Below are 20895 nucleotides of genomic sequence, written 5' to 3' on the forward strand. Positions count from 1 at the left end.
AGCACGAAGCTGGCGGCCGAGTCCATGCCGCTAGTCGGCAGCAGATCCAGCTTGACCGAGAACAGCCAGACGAGCCAGGCAGCCAGCCAGTACGGAGGCATCGCGGTCAGCAGGAAGGCTGCGCCTCGGGTAGCCCTGTCCGGCCAGGCGTCCTCGCGCAGGGCGCAGTAGACGCCGAGCGCGACAGACAGCAGGATGATCGCAGCCGCCGAAACCGCCGTCAGCTGCAGCGTATGCATGAAGGCAGGGCCAAGCAGGCTCCAGACCGGCTTGCCGGTCACATAAGAGAGGCCGAAATCCAGCTGCACGCTGGAGGCCAGCCAGGAAGCGTATTGCCGCAATAGCGGCCGGTCCAGGCCGAGCTCCGCTTTTTTCTGGGCTATCAGCTCCGACGTCACTTGCGGCACGCCCTGCGCGTGAAGGACCGCCTCTGCGGGATCGACCGGAGCGAGCTGTTGCAGCAGGAACGCCAGGAACGAGATGACAAGAAGCAGCGGGACTGCTGTCAGCAGCCTGCGTGCCGCATATCGGATCATGCGTGCCTCCTCCTTCTACTTGAAGTGCATAAGCTCGAACGGAAGCTCGAATTGCGTCTGCTTGAACGCAACGCCCTCCAGGTCGTTCGGGGCGAGCACCGCCATGCTGCCATGCGTAATCGGAATGAATACGGCCTCGTCATGCACCGTTGTCAGAATCTCCTTGTACAGGGCCTTGCGCTTCTCCTCATCCCTGGTGCCGGTTACCTTTCCGATCTTGGCGTACAACTCCTCCACCCCTTCGATGCCGCCGGTCGTACGGGCGTAAGAGGACTCCGCCGTAAAGGCGGAAACCGTGCTCTGTGGATCGTAGGCAAGCCCCCAGGTCTGGTTGAACAGCAGGTCATAATCGCCTGAGGCCCGGCGTGCCGCGACAGAGGAGGACTGCTCGCCGATCAGCTCCAGCTTCATGCCGATCGTTTTGGCGGCGCTCTGAATCAGCTCGGCTTCCGTTTTTTGCGAGGAGGAGGCGGCATCGTAATAGAGCTTGAGCGCGAGCTGCCTGCCATTCTTCACACGCGTCTCGCCTCCGTTCTCCAGCTTCCAGCCGGCGTCCTCCAGCAGCTCGGCCGCATGCTTCAGATCGTAGCCGCGCTTGGCCAGCGGGATGTCGGCATATTCCACATTGCCCGAGAACAGGCTGTCTGCCGGCGATTCGGCCCCATGAAGAATCTGTCCGGCGATCGTCTCGCGATCGACGGCATGCCATAAGGCTAGGCGCACCGCTCTTTCATGCACCGGACCTGTGCTGCTGCTGTTGGCGGCAATCATCTTCGTGTTCATCGGCTTGCTGCGAAGCAGCTGGTACCGTCCGCTGTCCACAAGGCTCTGCATCGCCTCGACGTCCACGCCGTCCGCGCCGCGGTCGTCGGTGAAGATGAAGTTCACTTCTCCTTTTTGCAGCGCCAGCAGCGTCGTTTCTCCCGATGGCAGCACTTTCGCGGTAATCCGCTTGACCTGCGGCGCGCCGCCCCAATAGGACTCGTTGGCCTCGAACACGGCATACTGCTCCGGCTTCTGGTCGGCAAGACGATACGGGCCGGTGCCGTCGTAGCCGGCGACGCCGTCCTTGGTCTGCCCGTTGATGAAGTCTTTCGGCGAGAGGAACACATACGGACGGGTCATCGACAGCTCCAGCAGCGTTGGATAATAGGGCTCGTCGAGCAGGAGCTGAACCGTATACTCATCCGTTGCGCGGACTTCCTTGATCTTGGTCGACAGCTTGATCCAGGCATGGCGTTCGGCATTGGCCTGCACGGCGTCGATGTTCACTTTCACCGCTTCCGCGTTGAACGGAGATCCGTCATGGAACGTCACGCCATGCCGCAGATGGAACGTATAGCTCATGCCGTCCTCGGAGATGTCCCAGGATTCCGCGAGCAGCGGCTTGATGCCGTCTTCGGTCTTTTCGACGAGAGATTCGTAGATCATGCCCTGCGCAGGCATCGAGCCGGAATACAGATGAGGATTCATGTCGTTGATGTCCTTGGAAGAAGCATAGATGATTTCCCGTGCTTGGCCTTGCTTCGCCGCTTCAGCAGCAGGCTCGTTCCCGCTGTCGGAGCAGCCGGAGGAGAAAATCAGGAATAGGATGAAGATGGCGGATAGGGCGTTTCTCGAATGCTTCAATGGATTTCTTCCTCCTGGATGGGCGCCGAAGCGCCTGAAATTGGATCAAAGAATAAGCGCGACCTGTCCGGCAGGCCGCGGACGATCAGCTCCAGCTCGGCTTCATGGCCGCCCGGATAAAACGCCTCCGAGAGAGCTTGGGCAGCAAGCTGCGCTCTCGCCTGGGCGAGCCGGCTCTCGTACAGGCCGAGCAGCCGATCGATCGTCGGAGTCGGAACGCCGAGCCGCCGGGCGATGCCCTGCAGGATGGCCGTCCGGTAGTAATCCTCCTTGGGCATGCGCGGCACCTCCCATCGGCCCTCGTCGTTCACGGCCAGGCTGCGGATGGGAACCGCCGAAAAATCGAAATAGCGTCCTTGCCCATCCGGCTCGGAGAAGGGATCGATCAGCAGCGAGGCATAACGAATGTACAGCAAATACTGCTGATGCACGGCATCCAGCTCCGGAAAGCGCTCCAGCTCTTCGCTCGAGAGGCTTTGCGGACGTACCGGGTAACACTCCTCCGTCATGAACCGGAGCAGGTTGATCGGCCGCAGTCCTATCGCTTGAACGATGGCGCTGATCTCCAGCCAGCAGGAGCGCATGTCGCGGATCAGGGACGGCGTTATCGGCCCTTCCGGATACAGCTTGTATACATAGGTCTGAACTCGGTCAGATTCCAGGGAGAACACCGCCTCAAGCGCAAATTCGTTCATGAACAGCGGCGGATGCACATACAGCGAGATGTTCCGCGTTTCGGCGGCAAGAGGCGATTCCAGCGCCTCCATCGCGATGCCGGAACGGGCGCAGGCTCCCTGCAGCTCCTCCATGACTGCCGACGAGCGGCCGCATGAGGAGCCGATGAATACCTTGCGCTTCACGCCTGTCGTCACGGCGCGGGAGCCGGGCCGGCCATCCGGCCAGCGGGTATCGCCCAGGTAAGTCGAAAAGCTGACGACCTCGGGCCGTGCAGCGGGCTGCAGCCTCTGCAGCAGCTGGCCGACGAGACTGCCCGAGCCGAAGGTCGGCGAGACGAGCACGAGGCAGCGGGCAGCCTTCAGCACGGACGGCGGCAGCTGCTCCAGCACCGGGACATAGGCGTCCGCCGTCACGGCCAGCACGAGCGTCGGCCACTCGCCCTCGATGCGGTCGTAGCCCTCGTGCCAGGCATCGAGCATGCATGTTCCACCCAGCTCCCGGTGGGCCGCATTCTGAACGTCCGCGACCAGCGCTCCATCCCCCTGGGCGAGAGCGGCAAAGAAGGATCTCGAGCGGGGCGAGCTTCTCCCCGCAATGCCGACCCGGATGGACAGCTGCCTGCGCAGCAGCACGGCCAGCTGAACGGCCGCAGGTCCCGTACCGAGAATCAGCGAGTCCCCGAGCGCGCTCATCGCGCACCCCCGTCCAGCTGATGACTCACGGCAGCCTTGCGGTACAAGGCGATGTCGAAAATCCGCCCCGGCTTCAGCAGGCTTTCTGCCAGCCGCCAGCGGCTGTCCGCAGCCTGGCGGATCGGATAATTGAACAGCGATTTCAAGCCGCCCCCATAACGCATGGCCACAACGGTCTGTTCTCCGGTGAGCGGATGCAGCCGTTCGAGCAGCTCGTATTTGACGGGGACCGTGGAACTGAAGATGATATGGGTCACCGTGCTGAGCCCGTCCAATTGTTCGACCGAGCTTGCCTCCAGCCGGATCGGGAGTTCCGGTCCGAGTCTGCTCACGACCTTGCGGCCGAGCTCGACCGCCTCCGGGTCGATGTCGATGCCGACGACCTGGGCTCCTGTGCGGCGGGCAATCAGCAGCGGCGTCATCGGGAACGAGCCGGAGCCGACCATCAGCACCCTGGACTCCGGCGTTACCGTGAAGCTGCCGAACTCCTCCTCGATGCAGGCCTCGATGTTGCGGAAATAACCGCTGTCATTCTCTGCGCCTTCCAGCAGCTTGAGTGCGCGGTATTTTTCCATCAGCGCTACGCAGAGCGCCGAACGCTCCCGCAGCCGATAGGCCAGCCGCTCCGTTTCCTCCGGCTCCCGGCGTATGAGCTCCTCCCACATAAGCGTGTTGCGCGGCTCCAGAATGAGAGAGGAGTAGCGGTCGATGACCGCCTCAAGCTCGGCCGAGGAGCCGGCCGTCCCGTCATAAGCAGCTGCCAGTGAAGCGAAGCCGTCGGCGTATTCGGACAGCGTCCGGTGAAAATCAGTCCATACGATCAATCGTTTTCTCTCCTTTCCTTACGTCAAGCCGTTATGTAAGCCGTGCCGCGGGCGACGATATTGACGAGCCCGGCTATGTTCAGCCTCCTGATGCTCCCCCCCTTCGCTCTCCGCCTCGACCGCGATCGTGCCGCCGGGCTGTCGAAGCGAAAGCGAAACGGAGCGTCCTTTCTTCCAGCACAAGTAAGCTCCGACAGAGGCGGACCCCGAGCCGCAGCCGCGTTCCCAGACGAGGCTGTCGAGGGAAGGAATATAGATCAAGGGCTGCATCTCCGACACTCCCGGACGGTACAGCATGATGCCGATCAGTCGATCGTCGAGCATCGCTCCGAGCAGCCGCGCCAGCTCGCAAGCCTCGGTACGAATCGATTCGGAGAAGGACTCGACCTCGAGCACCAGATGCGTAGACTCGGCATAGCATACCAGCCCGACGCTGCGGGCCTCTCCGCCGAGCGTGATCGATTTGGTCTCGATGCGCCGGGGAAGCGGCATCTCCACCTGGCAGCGGAAGCGATCCTCCGCGCGGCTCGCCTCGCAGCGGACCAGCCGTTCGGCGCCTGAAGCCTCCAGCTCCACCGTCATGACCTTTCCCGGGGGCAGCCCGCTGTCCTCGGCGATCAACGCCGCCAGCGCCATGCAGGCGTTGCCGCAGAACTCTCCCCCGGCCATGCTCAGGCGGGCGGATGCAGAGCACTGTCGCGGCTTCTCGATGAAGCCCACCTGCTCGGCGAACACATTGTCATAGGCCATCATGCGGGATGCGACCGCTGCATGAGCTTCCTGCGGAAGCGGCGTGTTGACGAGAACGGTCATGTTCTGAGTCGGATTGAGCTTGACGAATTCAACTTCGAGGTTCATCGCCTCTCCTCCGGTTTGATAGTAATTATTACTAATAAATACGTAATAATTACTAATAATAGCTAGAGTACCCGGTTGCGTCAACACATTTCTGTCAGTCCATTCCAGCTCCCGAACGGGATGAGGCGAAAAAAGGAGGCCGTTGCCCCGCGCCTCGCCTAATGCCCCCCCGATTCTGCCGAAACAACCTTCCTCCAACAATTTTTGTTTTCAACCTATTCCTCCAATCGCGTATCTAGTCCTGTCGGGCCTCCATTTTTCAGCTTTCAATTCCATGAAGCACGAGGCACATAGGTGAACATTCAAAGGGTTCCTTCAAAAGGTTCTCCTCATAGAAATGTTTTCGGCACCGGGCCATACGGGCAGCAAAAAAAAAGCAACCGATCGTAAGGACCGGCTGCCTTTGCTTCATAATTGAGCTATCAGGGTCTAATCAATACTTTGAGCGCTTCACGCTTGTCCATGGCGCGATAACCGTCCGGAACCCCATCCAGGTCAACGGTTGCATCAAATACTCGCCCAGGCTCAATGGTTCCGTTCAGGATGTCGGGCAATAACTCCTCCATATAAACACGCGTTGGCGCCGGCCCCCCCGTAAGCGTTATATTGCGTCCAAAAAGACTGGCAAAGCCAACGGGAGCATCGTCATACTGAGGCACGCCGACCCGGCTTATGACTCCGCCAGCCCGCACGACTCCTATGCTCATCTCATAAGCAGGCATGAGTCCGACACATTCAAGCACGACATGAGTGCCTTCCCCGTTCGTCATCTCCCGAACCTTCGCCACACCTTCTTCTCCGCGTTCAGGAACAACATCCGTGGCGCCAAATTCAAGGCCCAGATCCGTCCGTACCTTGTGGCGGCCCATGAGAATGATCTTCTTGGCGCCGAGCTTCTTCGCCGACAGGACGGCAAGAAGACCGACGGCTCCATCGCCGATAACCGTCACCGTCGTATGTTCATTCACTCCTCCCTTCAGCGCCGCATGATAACCCGTTCCGTATACATCCGACAATGTCAGCAGGGAGGGCAGCAAGGGAGAGCTCTCATCGATTTCGTCAGGCAGCTTGAACATGCTTCCCTGTGCTTGAGGCACTCGAACAAACTCCGCCTGGCAGCCGGTCATAAACCCGCCGTGTACGCATGAAGTCATCAAGCCTTCCTGGCAAAATGGACAGGTAAGGTCGCCATAAGCGAAAGGAACGACAACCAAATCCCCTTTTTTGAATCCGGCAACCTGCGATCCCATTTCTTCAATGGTCCCAATCACTTCATGCCCCATCGCTTCGCCTTCTCCATGCTCATGGGCATGCATGCTGTGATAAGGATGCAGATCGCTTCCGCAAATGCAGGCGGCAACCACTTTCAAAATGGCATCCGTCGGCTTTTGCAAGGTCGGAACGGGCGCTTCTACGACACGGACATCGCCAGCAGCATACATCACATTTGCTTTCATATCCTGATTCAACCCCTTTTTCACTAAATCTTTTTGTTTGGATTGGAGCGGTCGGCAATCACCCGCAGTTCAATGCTTATTTGCCGGTCCTTCTCTTTTCTGCTTCCGGATAACGGTCGCCGACAATTTGGATGCTGGCGATTTCTTCATTGATCTGCAGCATCTCCCGCTCCGTAAAGACGATTTCAGCAGATGCGGCATTTTCTGAAATTCGGCTGACAGTTGTCGTCCCCGGAATGGGCACAATAAAGGGCTTCTGGGACAGAATCCACGCAAGTGCTATTTGGGCGGGGGTTGCTTGCTTCTGTTCGGCCACTTTATTCAAAAAATCGACGATCGTTTGATTCGCCTCCATGGCATCCTTGGCAAACCGGGGAAGCTCCCCTCGGTTGTCATTCTCGGAAAAAGAGGCATTCTTGTCTATTTTTCCGGTGAGAAATCCCCGTCCAAGAGGACTGTAGGCAACCAAGCCAATGCCCAATTGTTCGAGCGCGGGGAATATGCTGTTCTCTACTTCCCGCCACCAGATTGAATACTCGCTCTCCACTGCCGCCAGCGGCTCAACGCCGTGGGCGCGGCGGATGGTTTCCGCACTCGCCTCCGACAACCCCCAATGGAGGATCTTCCCGTCTTTTTTCAGCTGCTGCATCGTCAGCGCCACTTCTTCAATGGGTACATTCGGATCTACACGATGGATATAATAGAGATCGATGTAATCCGTACGCAATCGTTTCAAAGACCCTTCAACCGAGGAGATGATGGATTCCGGCCGGCTGTCAGGCTCATTGGACGAACCCGTGATCTTAAGGCCGCCTTTTGTCGCTATCTGCACCTTGCTTCGTTGGCCTGCAAGCGCTTCGCCGACAAGCTCTTCATTGGTGTAAGGCCCATAAACCTCTGCGGTATCATACATGGTAATGCCGGCATCGAAAGCGGAATGCACGACACGAATCATTTCGCTGCGATCTTTTGCCGGACCCCGATGATAGTTCAATCCCATGCATCCGAATCCAAGCACGGAGGTTTCCAAACCGTTCGTTCCCAATCTTCTTTTCTTCATCCGATCCCTTTCCTTCCTTTCCTTGAATTTGTATATCAAGTCTTCGAACTTGCTTTAAAACAGGAAGCTTAAAGCATAAATCCCCTTCGAAAAGAATCCTAAACGTCTTTCATTAAACCATATAAGTTGTTTATTCAACTTATGTCTATTATTATAGGAGCATGGAAGCGGAATACAAGGGTTAAATCAAACGGATTTGTCGAGTTCACAACAGATTATCCCGTTTTGTTTATTAAATTCACTGCACAGGGAGAATAGACAGATGGCAAAAGTAGATCGAAGAATTTTGAAAACGCAGGACTCGTTGAAAAAAGCGGTTATAGAACTGATGGCGGTTAAAAACTTCGATGCCATCACCATTCAGGATATTGCCGATCGGGCCAACGTGAACCGCGGCACCATCTATCTTCATTATCAGGATAAATATGATCTCTTGGATAAAGTCATTGAAGCACACATCGATGAATTAAAGGAGATCGATACGTGGGCATGCAAGCTGGACTGGGCCGATGCTCTGGTGCCTTATTTTGAGTACTTTGAGAAGAATTATTTGCTCTTTTCAACGATGCTAGCCGGCAAAGAAGCCCCCTCTTCGTTTAGAACCCGTCTTCTTGATTCTTTTATGGAAGGATTCAAGGGTGAAATCGAACACGAAAGCGGAAAAAACAAGGATTTAATCGAAGATGTCATGCTGCAATATGCCGGAACTGCTTATGTGGGGGTTATTGAATGGTGGATCCGCAATAAAATGCCCTATCCGCCGCAAGTCATGGCCAAGCAAGTTGGAGCCTTGCTGGAAAGAAGCTTATAGCCGATCCGATTGGAATCCTGCTGGTTGACCGATGCGGTTTCTTAGGAGGATAAATATCAGGCTCAAGCTCAAAAACAGGAATCCACCCGCGATTACATACGGCGTACCCATGCCTGTGATCAGCCATCCCCCTGCAGTTGTCCCGATGGTTACTCCGATGTTCCCGGATGCCAAAAACAGACCATTTGAGAATTCGGGGGCTTCAGGAGCTGCAGATGCAATGCAGTATTGGGAAATATTGTTTCCTACAGCCACTGCGATTCCAAAGACAAACATAATGAGGGCCATAGGTACGGCAAGCCTTCCCATCATAATGAACAGAAGGTAGACAGCTGCCAATACAAAAGGGAAAGATACGACCGATTTGGCGGTGCTTTTTGTAAGCAGCCTGCCAGCCAAGATGTTGCCCATTATACTTGCCCCTCCGAATACGAATAACATGAAGCTGATCGTTTTCCCCGGAATATGGGTAATGGCTGCAAGATAGACAGCAAGGTAGCTGCTGACTCCATACATGGCGGCATTTATAAAAATGACGGCCGCAATGGACAGCCAAGTAAAGGACCGTTTCAATGCATTCAGCTGAGACCCATAGGAGAGCTTTTCCTCAACAGGCATGGAGGGCACAAATAGGATCGCAATAAATGCAATTACATTCACGATCGTAAAATACAGCATGGCCATTTCGATTGAAGCTGAACTGGCTATATAGCTGGAGATTGGCGATCCAAGCACCATTCCCCCCGTGACGCCCATGAATACGATTGAAATTGCCTTTGGCGCTTCTTCCTTGGGGACGGATGCTGCTGCTGCCGTTAATGCTATGGAGACATACACAGGATGCAAAAAGGCTGGAATAACACGGGCAAGCAATAAAACGGCAAAGCTTGAAGCGAAGATGGAGACAATGTTGCCAAGAACGAATACGCCCAGTACAAGCAGCAGTACTTTTTTGCGATTGAAGCCCGAAAACAGCAACGGAAGTATCGGTCCGGATATGGCAACAGCAAGTGCAAAAAGACTTACTAGCAGCCCTGCCTTTGCTATGCTGACGTGAAAGTGGTCCGCAATCGAAGGCAAAATCCCGACGATGCCCATTTCCGTATTCAAGATGCCGAAAACGCCTATCGTCAATAGCATCAATACCAACTGTTTTTTTCTAGCCATGAGTTTGTCTCCTTCTTTCAGCAACCAAACAGTTATCCAACATATGAACAATTATCGATTTTAATTGCTTTATAAACATATGTTCATTATAGTAGCCGGGCATTCAAATACAATGAATAAAAGATCGGGTTATGTTGAGAATTCAACATCAAGCCGGAAGGAGTCGATTATCCGAGAAAACATGGTGGATCGTACCCCTGGCAAAAGTGGATGGCGAAATCGGCCGGATTTGTTGGCCAAGCATGGGTGAGGACTATGAATGCAATAAAAAAACAGCCGGTCAAAATGACCGACTGCTCTTATGGATTGCATTCATGGCGATACCGCTTTGAGAATTGCCGCTGCTGCACGCTGCCGATGACGGCCACCCCGAGCGCAGATCCTAGCCTGTTCTGCATCTGGAACAGCATGCCTATCGAAAACACCTCCACCGAAAGCGCGTCACTCTCCAGCTTCTCCGATCAGCTGCAGCTCGATTTGCTTCATCTCGTACAAATAGCCCTTCTGCTCCATCAATTCCGCAAAAGTACCCGTTTCCACGATTCTGCCTTGGTCCAGAACGACAATACGGTCCATCGCCTCCAAACCGGCAAGCCGATGACAGATCAGGAGAAGCGTATCGTCCGCAGCCTGTTCGAAGAGATGCCTCATGACGCGCTGTTCGGTTACATCGTCCAGCGATGACGTCGGTTCGTCCAGAAGCCACAACCGGCCTTTGCGGAGCATCGCCCGCGCCAGAGCAAGCCGCTGCTTCTCTCCATCCGACAGATTCTCCCCTTTTTCAACTACCCTATCGGTCAGCGATACATGCTGCAAGTGCATCTTGGCGAGCATATCCGTCAATTGCCCGTCTTCATAGCCGTCTCCATCCAGCAGCAGGTTGTCCCGGATCGTGCCCCGAAAGAAATGGCCTTGCTGCAGCACGACATTCGCCCCTTGCCAAATGCCCGTCTCCTCCAGTTCCGTCAGCGGAACGCCGCCCATCTTTATCTCGCCGGCCGTCGGCGGACGCAGCTTCAGCAGCATGTCGACGATCGTAGACTTTCCCGATCCGCTCGGCCCGACAATGGCCGTTTTGGACCCGGGCGGAAAATGCAGGGAAATATCCCTCAGCGCAGGCCGCCGCTCCCCTTCATAGTAAAACGAAACGGCCGACAGCTCCATTGAAACGGCATGAGCGGCAGACAACGACCGGCATGGCTGCGCTGCGGGCTCAGCTGGCGGCTTCAGCGTCTCCGTGAGCCGTCCGGCTGCATGCTCGCTATCCTGCTTATAGGCGGGCAATACCGACATGGCCGCCGCTTCTTCAAACACGGTGAGCGAGGCCATCACCAGCATCGCCAGGAAAACGCCGGCAAGCGATCCATTCTGGATCAAATAGGCCCCGAGCGCCAGCACGCCCCAAGTAATCAGATACGTAACAAAAGCATGCATGAGCTGGCCGCGCAGCAAATGTCCCGCCGCTCGCCGCTGCTCGGCTGCCAGGGCAGCGGAAGCTTCCTGAAGCTGCTGCTCCCTCTGCGCCAATTGTCCGTACAGCTTCAAATCCCGGAAGCCGTACAAGACTTCCGTTACTTCCGCCGATAACAACGCCCGCTGCCGGCGGACGCGTCCATGGATCCTCCGCTGGCCCAGCAAGACGATTCCCGGCACCGCCAGTGCCGTCGCCAGCATTCCGAACACGAACAGACACGCCATCCAGAAGGAAAAGGCCGAGGTGAACAGCATCGTGGCCAAAAAAACCATGACGACAATGATCGGCGGGTAAGCGACCCGCAAAAAATAATGCTGCAGGCTTTCCACGTCCCCGACGATCCGGGAAAGCAGGTCGCCGCTGCGGGTTTTGTTCAGCAAGCCGGGCGTCAAAGGAATAAGCTTGGCAAAGTAGGAGGTTCGCAGCCGGCTCAGCATGGAGAACGTCGCCCGGTGGGAATACAGCCGTTCAGCGTACCGGCTTGCCGCCCTGATGAGGCCGAGCAGCTTGACCAGCGAGGTGAGGACGATCAGCGTATACAGCGGCGGCGCAAATACCGTCTGCGAGATCAGATATCCGCTTGCAGAAAAGAGGCCTACGCCTGCAATGCCGGCGATAAAACCGCCTAGAATCGAAAGGAAGATATCCTTGCGCTCCTGAATCATCGCCTTGGACAGAATAGCCAGCCCGCTCATACCGCCATGCCCCCTTTTCGTTGGACGCGAACCATCTCGGCATACGGTGGGAGCCGCTTCAGAAGCTCTTCATGGCTTCCGGAATCCACCACCGCTCCATTTTCCATGAACAGCAGCTTGTCGGCATTCCGAATCGTATGCAATCGGTGAGCAACCGTAATCATCGTCGCTGTTTCGGCCAGCGCCGCTATCGAGCGCTGCAGGATACGCTCGGTATGCAGATCCAGCCCTACGGTAGGTTCGTCGAACAAAATAAGCGCGGGCCGCTTTAAAAAGGCCCTTGCCAAGGCCAGCCGCTGCTTTTCCCCGCCGGACAGTCCCCTGCCACCTTCTCCCACCAGCGTATCGAAGCCCTGCTCGAACTGGGCGGCAACCGCAGCAAGTCCGGCTTCCTCCGCCGCCTGCTCTATTTCGGTTCTGGATACGCTGCGCCCGGCTCCAATCGCAATGTTTTCAGCAAATGTGCCGGCGAAAATATACGGATGCTGCGTAATATAGCTGACATGCTTGAACCAAGAGGCCTCATCATATTCGACAAGAGGACATCCGTTTACCAGAATCTCCCCGGATGCCGGGTGCAACAAGCCGGACAGGAGATTCAGCAGCGTCGTTTTGCCGGAGCCGCTTTTGCCGACAATGGCGGTGTGCTCTCCCGGTCCGATCGCGATTCGGCCTGTCTTGATCTCAAAAGATTCCGGCGCATAGCTGAATCGGACATGGTTCAGCTCAAGAGCCGGCGGCAGTGCCGATCCAACCGCAGGAGCTGCGCGGCATCCGTCCTTACTCGCCATCGCCTGGGTTCCGGCTTTCGCGGCGGCCCCCTCCCCGCTATCGGCCAGACCGCTTCTGCTGCTTGCCCCCGCAAGCATCTCGTCGACCTTGCGCACCGCTCCCATGCTCGTTCGGCCGCTGTGAAAAGCCGTTCCCGTATTTTTCAGCAGGCTGTAATACTCCGGAACGAGCAGCAGCAAAAAGAAAGCGGTGTGGAAAGCAAGAGAGTCGAAAACGAGCAGCTGAAGGGCCAGCTCCAATGCGACAATGCCGATGCTCAGCATGACGATCGACTCCAGCATGAAGGTGTTCGTAAACGCGATCTGCAGAATGCCCATCGTGGCATCCCTGTAGCCGATGCTGCTGCGTTCGATTTCCTGCTGCTGGCGGCGAGTCCGTCCAAACAGCTTCAATGTGACGAGTCCTTGCAGGGAATCCAGGAATGTACCGGAAAATTCGGCCAGCTGCTCATATTTCTGCTCCGATTTGGCCTTCGTCTTCAGTCCAACCAGAATCATGAATAGCGGAATGAACGGAGCGGTAAGCAGCATGATGAAGCCGGTATTTGCATGCTGGAAAAACGCAACGGCTAAAATCATGAGCGGGATCATGGCGGCTTCCATCATCCGCGGCATGTACTGGCTGAAATAGCTGTCCGCCTCGTCCACGGCATCCAGTGCAATGCTGACCTTGCCTCCTGTCTGGCCGGAAAGGGCCGACGGCATGTCAGCATGGGTCAAATGACGCAGCACCGCTGCCCGCATGTTCCGCTTGGCGTCGGCGGCCATACGCAGGCCGATCTTGCCGTTCCCATATGACAACAGGGTACGCGCGGCCATCGCGGCCAGCAGCGTGCCGAGCAGCAGGACAACCGATGAAAAGGAGGCTCTCTCCACAAAAATCCGTTGGACGGCTTCCGCGAGCAATGCGGCCTGGCTGATTATGGCTGCGCCAAGCGCCAGCGAGAGGACGGCAAGGAGAACCATGTTTTTTCTTTGCGCAGACATTTGCTGTGACATCAGGCTCGTTTTCCGCTTCACACCATTCTCCTCCTTGATCTAAGGCCTGTAAGGATGTGAACCATCGGGTTTATTTCTTCCCTTTGACATAATCCGCATCGAACAGGAACAGCTTGAAGACAAGAGCCAGCGAAGGAATCAGCAGGCACAGGCCTCCAATGAAAGCGACGACAAGCGCAAATCCCATCGACGGCGAGGTAGCGCCGCCTTGAATCGTGATGTACGGGTCGAGGATATACGGGTAATGCCCGATTCCATAAGCGAAAAAGGCGGAGAAAAATTGCAGCATGATGCATATGAAAGCCAGACCGTACCGGCGTCCTTGATATAAAAGCCACATAGCGACCATGAAAAAGGCAACGGAAAGCCCGAGCAGCCACCATAAATCCATCATGTTTTGAAAATGCCGCTCATTATGCTGGCCCAAAAAAATAAACGCCGTCAATGCGGTAATGATCGTCGGGGTGCTCCAAAACAGGGCATAGGTCCGCAGCAGCTTCAGAGCGGAATGATCCTCTGCGCGCGAGGCGTAAAAGGCCAGAAAAGAGCTGCTGATGAACAAGACGGACACGATCGCCAGGCCGACGATGCTCCAGGACAACGGATTTGTGAACAGCGCCCAGTAATCCAGAGAAACGGCGTCCGCCTCCTTCAAGATAAAGCCGCCTTCTGACACGGTCAGAGCCACCGACAATGAAGCCGGAATCAGCAGCCCCGTCGCTCCGTACAGAAACAGATAAATGATGTTCGTTTTGGAGCCATAGTTTTCAAAGGCGTAAAACGAGCCTCGAATGGCGAGCAGGATGACGGCGATGCTTCCCGGTACAAGCAGCGCGGAGCCGTAATAATAGGCCGTATCGGGGAAAAAGCCGACGATGCCGATATAGAAAAAGACAAAAAATACGTTTGTAATTTCCCAAACCGGAGATAAATATCGGGAAATGAGACGATTCATGACGTGATCCTGCTTGGTCGATCGAGCATAAAAGGCAAAAAAGCCCGCTCCGAAATCAATGGAGGCAACGATCAGATAGCCGTACAGAAACAGCCACAGCACCGAGATGCCCATCAGCTCGTAACTGATCATGCCCTCTCGCCCCCTTCCTTGGATGAATCCCGCTTTTCTTTCATCCATGTCTCCATCTCCGCTTCCGCCGGCTTATGATGGAACAATCGGCGCAGCACGAGCACGCATACGACGGCTAAGGCGATGTACAACAAGAGGAAAAGGAAAAACAGCAATCGTACGCTTGGCGATGTCGTGGCTGCTTCTTCGACACGCATATACCCTCGAATAATCCATGGCTGCCTCCCGAGCTCCGCATACAGCCAGCCGAACTCCACGGCCAGAAATGACAGCGGCGCGGTCAGCGCCAGGATGCGGAGCAGCCACTTGTTGAGCTCGTTGCGTTTTTTCCAGAATACGAACAAGAAATACAAGCAGGCTATTGCCAGCAGCGCGAATCCGATTCCGGCCATGAAATCGAACAAGTAATGAACGAGAAGCGGCGGACGCTCATCCAAAGGGAATTCCTCGAGGCCTTTCACCTCGGCATTAAAGTCTCCGAAAGCGAGGAAGCTGAGAAGCTTCGGCAGATGAATGGCTCCGATGATTTCATGCTCCGCGTTGAGCCATCCCATCAGGATCAGATCCGCGCCTTTTTCCGTCTCGAAATGCCACTCTGCCGCTGCCAGCTTCTCCGGCTGATGCTCGGCCAAAAACTTGGCCGATACATCTCCGGCCAGCGTGTTGAGAAGGCCGAACAGCAGGACAGCCGCCATGCTGAGGTTCAAGGCTTTTTTGTGATAGGCGCTCCTGCCTTTTCTAAGCATCGTAAAAGCTGCGATGCCGGCCAATAGGGCGGCTCCAGTCAGGTAGGCCGAGCTTAAGACGTGGAAAACCTTGGAGAACGTCGCCGTATTCAGCATCGCCTGCACCGGATCGACCGCCGTGAAGTGCCCCGCTTCCATGACGAAGCCTCCGGGCTGGTTCATGAATCCGTTCACCGTTGTAATGAATACAGCGGACATGCCTGCCCCGGCGACGATCGGAATCGTAAGCAGCCAGTGGATATACGGATTTTTGAACCGATCCCATGTGTACAAATAGATGCCGAGGAAGATCGCTTCAAAAAAGAATGCGAACACTTCCATGAAGAGCGGAAGAGCGATGACATTGCCGGCCAGCTTCATGAAATGGGGCCAAACCAGCGCCAGCTGCAGGGAAATCGCCGTGCCGGTTACGACACCGACAGCGACCGAAATGATGAATCCTCGCGACCATCTTTTGGCCATCAGGATGTAGTGAGGATCCTTCTTGCGGATTCCGATGAACTCTGCGATTGCGATCATCAACGGGATGCCGACGCCAATCGTCGCAAAAATGGCGTGGAACCCCAACGTCATGCCCGTCACCATCTTGCTCCAAAATACCGTGTCTACTGCCAACCTTTATCGCCTCCGAGTATGAGAATATTTTCACAAAGTATGAAGCGAACAAACGCTTCCATCCTTTCCTTGCTTTTATCTCTGTTTGCTGCAGGGAATTGACAGCCTTGGCGACCGACCGGCGGGAACCGTGGATGAAAAGCTGTCCAAAGACGACTGGCCATGCAGGATTAAATTCATTGTACCGTTGTCTGGCTGCAATTCAATGCCTGTCATTTCTTCGACCTTAAACGTTCAACAAAGGATCAACTCTTTCCGACAACTGCGTGAAAAATGAAAAAACCGCTCGATCGGGCTATTGATTCGACCGCTGACATATGCTGATGCCAGCCTGTTCGGAGCGTTGAAACCGGACGAAAAAAACGCCGTGGAGGATATCCTCCACGGTTTCTCGAACCGACAGGCCAGGCACCGTCCTTCCTCGTTCACGCCGGATTCATCTCGGTTCCGAGGGCATTCTCTTCGATCTCAAAGCCCAGGTCTTCAATCATTTGATAGTCGGCCATCGCCTCCTGACCTGCCGTCGTCAAATAGTCGCCTACGAAAATCGAATTGGCCGCATATAGGGAAAACGGCTGAAGGGAACGCAGATTCAACTCGCGGCCGCCCGCGATGCGGATTTCCTTGGAGGGGCACAGGAAGCGGAACAATGCCAGCACCTTGAGAGCCTTCATGGCCGGCGTCAGCTGCGAGCCTTCGAGAGGCGTCCCCGGAATGGGGTTCAGGAAATTGATCGGAATCGAATCCGCATCCAGCTCTCTAAGGGCATAAGCCATTTCCACTATCTCTTTGTTTGTCTCGCCCATGCCGACAATGACTCCCGAGCAAGGAGACATTCCGCTCCGCTTCGCCGCAAGGATTGTCTCGATCCGCTGATCGTAGGTATGTGTCGACGTAATGGACGGAAAGTTTCCTTTGCTTGTGTTCAGATTGTGGTTGTACCGGTGAACCCCTGCATCCGCCAGCTTTTCCGCCTGTCCTTCCTTCAGGATGCCGAGGCAGACGCAGATTTTGAGCGGCAGCGTTTCCCGTATTTCTTTGACCGCTTCGACAACCTGCCCGATCTCCTTATCGGTCGGACCTTTTCCCGATGCCACGATACAATAAGTGCCGGCCTTGCGCTGCATCGCCTCGCGCGCGCCGGCAAGCAGCGTGTCCTTGTCCAGCAGCTTGTATTTTTCGATCGGGGCCGCCGATACGATCGATTGCGAGCAGTAGCCGCAGTCCTCCGGACAGAGGCCGCTCTTGGCATTGATGATCATGTTGAGCTTGACCTTCGTTCCGTAAAAATGCTTGCGCACCGTGAAAGCCGCCTGCAGAATCGATAGGATCTCATCATTCCCCGCCTCCAGAAGGGCAAGTCCTTCCTCCAGCGTCAGGCATTCTCCGTTCAACGCTTTTTCCGCAAATCGGTTCCAATCCTTTTTCTCGGTCCTAGCCATCCGCTTTGATCACCCTGTTCGTATCCTTCTATTGTTAACCTTAATTAAAAGGTATGTGGTTAACAATGATCCAGGCCATTGTATCAGTGGACCGGCAGCCTGTAAAGGAAATGTTAACCTGTCATAACATTTTTAAGTTAACACAAATGGCCGATGCGTTCCCTCCCAAAAGAAGCTGCAGCCGAAATGACCCCTTCGAGTCATGTTGAATAGGTTCCGGTTCCCTATACTTATGAAGGTCGATAAGGACCTAATTGAATGGGGGTTGTTCATACAGATGAAGATGGAGCCTGAGCTGCAGACATCGACGGGCAGCATCCGGACGGGCGGCAATCGCGGCTTGCTTCCCGCCCTGTATCAAACCGTCTGGAGATGGCATTTCTATGCCGGAATCATCTTTGCGCCGTTTCTCATCCTTCTTGCTTTCAGCGGATCCATGTACCTGTTCAAGCCGCAAATCGAAGGTTATCTCTACAAGGATCTGCTCACCGTTCGGGAAGTCGGCGCTTCCAGGCTTTCGCCCGATCAGCTTTCGGCAGCCGTCAAGCAGCAGCATCCGGGCCTGAGCATCCAGTCCATTACCCTGCCTGATGATGCGAAGTCGACGGTAACGTTTTCGGTCATGAATGAAGGGGCGCAGGCCGTTCTTTATGCCGATCCCTATGACGGAAAAGTGTACGGGATGATGAACGCCGAGAAAACCTTCTCCTCCTTCTTCAAAAAGATGCACAGCCAGCTGCTTCTGAGCGGAACGCTGCCGAACCGTCTTGTGGAAATGGCCGCTTGCTGGGGAATCGTTCTCACGGTTACAGGGCTCTATTTATGGTGGCCGCGGGGCCGATTCAGCATCTGGGGAACGGTGCTGCCCAGGCTCGGCAAGCGGGGGAGCCGTCCATTCTGGCGTGATCTGCATGCCGTACCCGCATTCTGGCTGTCCCTGTTCATTCTCATCCTGATTGCGACCGGACTCCCTTGGTCAGGCGTCCTTGGCGGACAGATCGATCGGGCGGCCAACGCCACCAATACCAATACACCTCCCTACGCATACCTTTTTTCGGGGCAGCCGGAATCCATTACCGTCGCCAAGGAGATGGGGTATTCTCCGAATAATCACGTTATTGTCACTCGTAGGACACATTTGCTCCAAAATAAGCTTATAGAGAGTCTTTTTGTTGAAAACGGATTAATTTGTTCTTTACCGGAATGCATGCAGCGGAATAAATCGGAGGGTGATAGAAGGCCGGATTCAGCCGGGTTTCACGGCTTTGGCGATAGAGTATCGTCCGCCTGGCAGCCCTGCTTTGTGTGACGGGAGCCGGCTTCGCTTGGAGATGATTTGATTTGTGAACCTCCGGTCTGAAAGGACGGCAAGGGTTGGGCTTCGCTGGCGAAGATAAAGAAGCATGGCCTTGGATGGGCTGCTCTGCCGAAGGAATGGATGCATAGCCCTGGATTGGCTGCTCTGAGGAAAGAAAAGCACGGCCTCCATTTTGGAGGCCGTGCTGGAAAAAAAGATGGCGGTCATGTCCTAGCTTGCAGACGATCCAATCCGCCGCGCATCTCGCGCAGCGATTCGAGGCCGCTGTTGTCCTGGAGCGACAGCCTTGTTCCGTCGGAATATCGGATAAAGGCTTCCGACAAAGCCGACATGACCTCTTCAAGGCCGGTTGCAAGCCGGGAGGCATAGGCCGCCTTCCAGTCTTGGCCGGCGGCATCCATCCATTCGCGGATGGATGCTCCAAGCTTCGCCTCCAGCTCGTCGCGCAGCTTCTTCTTGCCTTCTCCCTCAAAGAAGCTCCGCGGGTTGCGGAACATTCCATACAGCCATTTGGCCTCCACGGAATCGCATTTCCACGGGGAAGGCTCCGGCGGAGACGGGAAGGCGATGCTTTCGAACGGTTCCGGCATGAAGCCGGGAAGACGGTCCTTGAGCTTCGCGGCGCTCTCCTCGTAGCGCTTGCGGATGAGCGCGTTGCCGGCGCTCTCCAGCCGAAGCGTCGTCGCCAGCAGCTCTTGGGAGAGCTCCATCTGCAGCATGCGCTGCAGCTCCAGCCACGAGGTCCATACCGCGCGCCGCAAATCCCGTCCGTCGTCCTGCAGGCTCGCAGGATTGAAGGCGTATTGGTAAAACTCGCCGAAACCGTACTGAATCCGCTGCTGGATGTAATAGAACAGCTCCTGCAGCTCCTTGTCCAGCTCTGCGGCCGGCATGCTCTCGCGGGCTTCGCTCGGCAGCTGCCGCGCTTCGGCTTCAAGCTCCTGAAGCCGCCGGAGCTCAGCAGCCCGGCTGCCTGCATCGCCTTCGGCAGCGGCGAGCCAGCTGTCGATGACGGAGACGGAGCGGCTGATCTCCATGTCCGCCGCCTGCACGGCCAGCGAGCCGAGCTCGTCGCGCGTGAAGGAGAGGAAGCTGCGCTCGAAGGCCGGAAGGCCGGATTGCTCCAGCTTCTCGTTGTCCCCGGACTGCTTGCCCTGCAAGCCGAGCAGGCTCGAGACCGGATACAGCCGCGGGAAACGGATGCCATGCTGCAGCAGATTGCTCTCCACATGGCCGAGCACGTCCTTCAGCTCCCCTTCCGAGGAAGCCAGATCGGCCGCGTTGACGAGGAAGAACATTTTGTCGAGCTCGAACTGGTCCTTCACCCTGCCCAGCTGCATCAGGAACTGCCGGTCGGCTTGCGAGAAGGCATGATTGTAATAGGTGACGAACAGGATCGCGTCGGCATTTTTGATGTAGTTGAACGCTACTCCCGTATGGCGGGCGTTGACGGAATCGGCCCCCGGGGTGTCCACGAGCACGATGCCCTGGTCGGTCAGCGGCGAGCTGTAATACAGCTCGATTTCGCGGACGAAGCAGGAGCGGCTTTCTTCCGCTACGTAGCGCCTGTATTCTTCCTCGCCGACGCGCAGCTCCTGTCCGAGCAGCGGCGAGAGCTCCGGCCAGCCGGCAAGCGCCGCTTTGAGAAAGCTGTAATGCGGCCGTCCGGCGGCGTGGACGCCGTCGGGCTGCAAGGCTCCCATCCGGCGCAGCAGCTCCTCTTCGCCGGCGGCGGAAGCGTCTTCGCCGAGCAGCGACAGCGAGTAGCGCAGATCGTCGAGCAGATCATCCCGCGACTTCATCGAAACGCGGGCCGTGCCATGCGGCTGCTCCGGCGTCGGAGCGAGGATGCGGTTGATCGCCGCCGTCGTCGGATTCGGCGATACCGGCAGCGCGCGCTCGCCGATCAAGGCGTTGGCGAGCGAGGACTYGCCGGCGCTGAAGGCGCCGAACAGCGCGATCGTGAAGCTGTTTGCTCAGGACCCGGACGTCGGAGAAATCTTGTATATGTATGGC

The 20895-nt window shown here is 56.2% G+C and carries 16 protein-coding genes; 2 read left to right on the forward strand and 14 right to left on the reverse strand.

Going from position 1 to position 20895, the window contains the following annotated elements; all coding sequences use genetic code 11:
• The 7 genes from BN871_RS20010 to BN871_RS20040 form a co-directional block, all read right to left on the reverse strand.
• Positions 1 to 536: ABC transporter permease (locus tag BN871_RS20010; RefSeq protein ID WP_048748504.1), on the reverse strand; the 536-nt coding region annotated here is incomplete at its 3' end.
• Between the two features lie 15 nt (positions 537 to 551).
• Entirely contained in the window at positions 552 to 2165 is a 1614-nt protein-coding gene (gene cntA, locus BN871_RS20015) for a staphylopine-dependent metal ABC transporter substrate-binding lipoprotein (protein WP_021877263.1), read from the reverse strand.
• Positions 2162 to 3535, reverse strand: coding sequence for an opine metallophore biosynthesis dehydrogenase (locus BN871_RS20020; protein ID WP_048748505.1), 1374 nt, complete (start codon positions 3533 to 3535; stop codon positions 2162 to 2164). The genes cntA and BN871_RS20020 overlap by 4 nt, the downstream gene beginning before the upstream one ends.
• Positions 3532 to 4359 carry an SAM-dependent methyltransferase gene (locus BN871_RS20025; RefSeq protein WP_021877261.1) on the reverse strand — a complete coding sequence of 276 codons (828 nt, stop codon included), beginning with the start codon at positions 4357 to 4359 and terminating at the stop codon, positions 3532 to 3534. Before BN871_RS20025 ends, BN871_RS20020 begins: the two co-directional genes overlap by 4 nt.
• 18 nt (positions 4360 to 4377) lie before the next feature.
• Entirely contained in the window at positions 4378 to 5217 is an 840-nt protein-coding gene (locus BN871_RS20030) for a diaminopimelate epimerase (RefSeq protein WP_332310237.1), read from the reverse strand.
• A gap of 422 nt (positions 5218 to 5639) precedes the next feature.
• The gene (locus tag BN871_RS20035; RefSeq protein WP_048748506.1) at positions 5640 to 6674 is read right to left on the reverse strand and encodes a zinc-binding dehydrogenase; all 1035 of its coding nucleotides are present in this window, start codon (positions 6672 to 6674) and stop codon (positions 5640 to 5642) included.
• Positions 6675 to 6750: 76 nt separating this feature from the next.
• Positions 6751 to 7734: an aldo/keto reductase gene (locus tag BN871_RS20040; RefSeq protein WP_048748507.1), complete on the reverse strand. Its 984-nt coding sequence runs from the start codon at positions 7732 to 7734 to the stop codon at positions 6751 to 6753.
• Between the two features lie 262 nt (positions 7735 to 7996).
• Here BN871_RS20040 and BN871_RS20045 point away from each other — a divergent pair, with 262 nt between their 5' ends.
• Positions 7997 to 8545: a TetR/AcrR family transcriptional regulator gene (locus BN871_RS20045; protein ID WP_048748508.1), complete on the forward strand. Its 549-nt coding sequence runs from the start codon at positions 7997 to 7999 to the stop codon at positions 8543 to 8545.
• Here the strand turns inward: BN871_RS20045 and BN871_RS20050 are convergent.
• From BN871_RS20050 to bioB, 6 genes are all read right to left on the reverse strand, one after another.
• Positions 8540 to 9712: an MFS transporter gene (locus BN871_RS20050; RefSeq protein WP_048748509.1), complete on the reverse strand. Its 1173-nt coding sequence runs from the start codon at positions 9710 to 9712 to the stop codon at positions 8540 to 8542. The two genes, BN871_RS20045 and BN871_RS20050, sit on opposite strands and share 6 nt — an antisense overlap.
• 441 nt (positions 9713 to 10153) lie before the next feature.
• Positions 10154 to 11881, reverse strand: coding sequence for a thiol reductant ABC exporter subunit CydC (gene cydC / locus BN871_RS20055; protein ID WP_021879634.1), 1728 nt, complete (start codon positions 11879 to 11881; stop codon positions 10154 to 10156).
• Positions 11878 to 13692: a thiol reductant ABC exporter subunit CydD gene (gene cydD / locus BN871_RS20060; protein WP_048748510.1), complete on the reverse strand. Its 1815-nt coding sequence runs from the start codon at positions 13690 to 13692 to the stop codon at positions 11878 to 11880. The genes cydC and cydD overlap by 4 nt, the downstream gene beginning before the upstream one ends.
• Before the next feature lie 49 nt (positions 13693 to 13741).
• Entirely contained in the window at positions 13742 to 14758 is a 1017-nt protein-coding gene (locus BN871_RS20065; RefSeq protein WP_048748511.1) for a cytochrome d ubiquinol oxidase subunit II, read from the reverse strand.
• A complete protein-coding gene (locus BN871_RS20070) occupies positions 14755 to 16119 on the reverse strand; it encodes a cytochrome ubiquinol oxidase subunit I (protein ID WP_021879632.1) in 1365 nt (454 codons plus the stop codon). Before BN871_RS20070 ends, BN871_RS20065 begins: the two co-directional genes overlap by 4 nt.
• A 425-nt stretch (positions 16120 to 16544) precedes the next feature.
• On the reverse strand, positions 16545 to 17561 hold the full coding sequence (bioB, locus tag BN871_RS20075; protein WP_021879631.1) for a biotin synthase BioB: 1017 nt from the start codon (positions 17559 to 17561) through the stop codon (positions 16545 to 16547).
• A 283-nt stretch (positions 17562 to 17844) separates the two neighbouring features.
• On the opposite strand from bioB, the gene BN871_RS20080 reads away from it, so the two are divergent.
• Entirely contained in the window at positions 17845 to 18870 is a 1026-nt protein-coding gene (locus tag BN871_RS20080) for a PepSY domain-containing protein (protein ID WP_232313219.1), read from the forward strand.
• A gap of 212 nt (positions 18871 to 19082) precedes the next feature.
• Here BN871_RS20080 and BN871_RS20085 read toward each other — a convergent pair whose 3' ends face one another.
• Entirely contained in the window at positions 19083 to 20840 is a 1758-nt protein-coding gene (locus BN871_RS20085) for a dynamin family protein (protein WP_332310238.1), read from the reverse strand.
• Between the last annotated feature and the right edge of the window lie 55 nt (positions 20841 to 20895).

The sequence above is a fragment of the Paenibacillus sp. P22 genome, from assembly GCF_000469945.2.
Lineage (GTDB): Bacteria > Bacillota > Bacilli > Paenibacillales > Paenibacillaceae > Paenibacillus_O > Paenibacillus_O humicus.

Excerpts from the sequence above, each read along its gene's own strand:
- BN871_RS20020 (WP_048748505.1), bottom strand. The coding sequence starts at position 3,535 with ATGAGCGCGCTCGGGGACTCGCTGATTCTCGGTACGGGACCTGCGGCC.
- BN871_RS20030 (WP_332310237.1), bottom strand. The coding sequence starts at position 5,217 with ATGAACCTCGAAGTTGAATTCGTCAAGCTCAATCCGACTCAGAACATG.
- BN871_RS20035 (WP_048748506.1), bottom strand. The coding sequence starts at position 6,674 with ATGAAAGCAAATGTGATGTATGCTGCTGGCGATGTCCGTGTCGTAGAA.
- BN871_RS20040 (WP_048748507.1), bottom strand. The coding sequence starts at position 7,734 with ATGAAGAAAAGAAGATTGGGAACGAACGGTTTGGAAACCTCCGTGCTT.
- BN871_RS20045 (WP_048748508.1), top strand. The coding sequence starts at position 7,997 with ATGGCAAAAGTAGATCGAAGAATTTTGAAAACGCAGGACTCGTTGAAA.
- BN871_RS20050 (WP_048748509.1), bottom strand. The coding sequence starts at position 9,712 with ATGGCTAGAAAAAAACAGTTGGTATTGATGCTATTGACGATAGGCGTT.
- cydC (WP_021879634.1), bottom strand. The coding sequence starts at position 11,881 with ATGAGCGGGCTGGCTATTCTGTCCAAGGCGATGATTCAGGAGCGCAAG.
- BN871_RS20065 (WP_048748511.1), bottom strand. The coding sequence starts at position 14,758 with ATGATCAGTTACGAGCTGATGGGCATCTCGGTGCTGTGGCTGTTTCTG.
- bioB (WP_021879631.1), bottom strand. The coding sequence starts at position 17,561 with ATGGCTAGGACCGAGAAAAAGGATTGGAACCGATTTGCGGAAAAAGCG.
- BN871_RS20080 (WP_232313219.1), top strand. The coding sequence starts at position 17,845 with ATGGAGCCTGAGCTGCAGACATCGACGGGCAGCATCCGGACGGGCGGC.